Origin of the sequence: Spartinivicinus poritis (assembly GCF_028858535.1) — a bacterium.
Taxonomy (GTDB): Bacteria; Pseudomonadota; Gammaproteobacteria; order Pseudomonadales; family Zooshikellaceae; genus Spartinivicinus; species Spartinivicinus poritis.
Genome location: NZ_JAPMOU010000144.1, coordinates 1 through 1,997 on the forward strand (window position 1 = coordinate 1; position 1,997 = coordinate 1,997).

Sequence of the window (1,997 nt, forward strand, 5' to 3'; positions counted from 1 at the left end):
TATACCTTCTCAATCAAATTGCCATACTGTTCAAATATACAGCAGCTAATGGCTTAGGTATAGTGATAATTAGGTAATATTAAGCAATAAACCGTGTTATTAATGTCTCAACAGCTTGCGAAGATAATTGACTCACACAGGTTAGGCTACCAAAGGTTATTAAAGGCTGCACACACGTTCACAGAGGGGACACGTTGAAACAGAAGATTTTCAGCAGTAAGTACCATATTTTCTTGACAAATTAGTTTTTAGTATCTAAGATTGTCCCGTGTCCTGGGACGCGGGACTAATTGAAAATTAATTTATGAAAAGTCAAGATATTTTATTGCTACTTAAAATAGTCTCTTTACACGCAAACTTTGCAGGTAAAAAAATAGACTCTGATATTTTACAAGCTGATGATGATTGGGCTGACTGGGATGAAAAAGGCTTAGCTCCTTCCTATACAGAACAAGATCATATTGAGCATTGCTTTACCATTAGGAGCTTGGCTGAATTGACTGGAATCAGCAAAACTCAAGTGAGTCTAAGCTTGAAGCGAATGTATGATGTTGGTCTAGCAAAGGTTGATCGAAAATTACTGGTACCCAAAGTTAACACTAGATCACTCATGGAGTTTATCGCTTATGGAATTCGCTATGTGTTTCCTGCAAAAGAAGGCGAGTTAGCTAGAGGAATTGCAACATCTATTGCTGCTCCAATCCTAAAGGGTAAGTTGATGACATCTGGAGATCTACCTCCAGTCTGGCCTAACCCTAGAGGTAATACCAAAGGTATTTTGATAGAGCCTCTGCATCCGAACATATTTCAAGCAATTCAACAAGATGGTTACTTGTATGGAATGCTTGCTCTTACTGATGCAATTCGTATAGGTCATCCAAGAGAGCGAGGTTTAGCTACAGAAATGTTAAGCAAAGTTTTTAAGGAAGTAGAATGACAAATATAAGCTATCAGAAAGCAATGCTTAAGGTGGTTGCTGATGCTCTTGGCGATGACTTAATTAACGAGGTTGTATTTGTTGGTGGTTGTACTACAGGGCTATTAATAACCGATGAATTTACTAAAGAGCAAGTAAGATACACTGATGATGTTGATTTAATAGTTGATGTCATTGGTTATCCTGCATGGGCAAGCTTACAAAAAACACTAAGAGCGAAGGGTTTCAAAGACCCAATAGACTCAGAGGATGGTGTTATTTGCCGCATGTTGCTTGGTGAATTAAAGGTTGATTTTATGCCAGTAGATGAAAAAACTCTTGGATTTAGTAATAGGTGGTACGCAGCATCGGTTCAAACAGCACAAGAATATCTGTTAACGCCAGATAATAAGATCAAACTTATTAAACCTGAATATTTTATTGGTACTAAGCTTGAAGCTTTTCGTGGAAGGGGAAATGGAGATATCCTTTATAGCAGAGATATTGAGGATATTTTAAATGTTATTGATGGTCGCGAATCAATCGTCAAAGAAATTTACTCTGCTGAAAAAGATTTACGCCAATATATAGCTAACCAATTCAAAGCATTAATTGATGAATATTATTTTGAGCTGGCAGTTCAAAGTGCTGTAAAAGGGGATAAGGGCCGAGAAGACCTGATTTTCGAACGCTTAAGAGGTTGTATAACTGGCTAATAACTTCATGAGCTTGGATGACAGTTTCTCAAAAGATAAACACAGGTGTCGGTGAACAAATCAGTTTGTAACCGGAACTAATATAAACGGCAGCACAAAGGCTACAGGGTCTAAGCCAGTTACAAACTTATTTGTTTAACGACAACAGGAGGGTTGGCCGGGATTCGTGCTAAATTGTATTAGGCACGATCTGATCGGGCAATTCTTACTTGAAAGTTGAGAGTTACCCGCTTTGATTAAAGGTGTCATTACTTTAAATCAAATCAAAAAGGTAACTCTCAATACTCCATACTATACCAGTCGCGAATCATTTCTAGGTTCAATAATACAGCATCATGTGTATAATCCACTGTTATGAGAGGATT

At 37.6% G+C, this 1,997-nt stretch carries 2 protein-coding genes; both read left to right on the plus strand.

The window, feature by feature from the left end:
* Window positions 1-304 precede the first annotated feature (304 nt).
* On the plus strand, window positions 305-937 hold the full coding sequence (locus tag ORQ98_RS29395; RefSeq protein ID WP_274692386.1) for a hypothetical protein: 633 nt from the start codon (window positions 305-307) through the stop codon (window positions 935-937).
* Window positions 934-1,632: a hypothetical protein gene (locus tag ORQ98_RS29400; RefSeq protein ID WP_274692387.1), complete on the plus strand. Its 699-nt coding sequence runs from the start codon at window positions 934-936 to the stop codon at window positions 1,630-1,632. The genes ORQ98_RS29395 and ORQ98_RS29400 overlap by 4 nt, the downstream gene beginning before the upstream one ends.
* The last annotated feature ends 365 nt before the right edge of the window (window positions 1,633-1,997 follow it).

What these genes read in the sequence shown, in the direction of transcription:
- ORQ98_RS29395 (WP_274692386.1), top strand. Translation starts at nt 305, where the DNA reads ATGAAAAGTCAAGATATTTTATTGCTACTTAAAATAGTCTCTTTACAC.
- ORQ98_RS29400 (WP_274692387.1), top strand. Translation starts at nt 934, where the DNA reads ATGACAAATATAAGCTATCAGAAAGCAATGCTTAAGGTGGTTGCTGAT.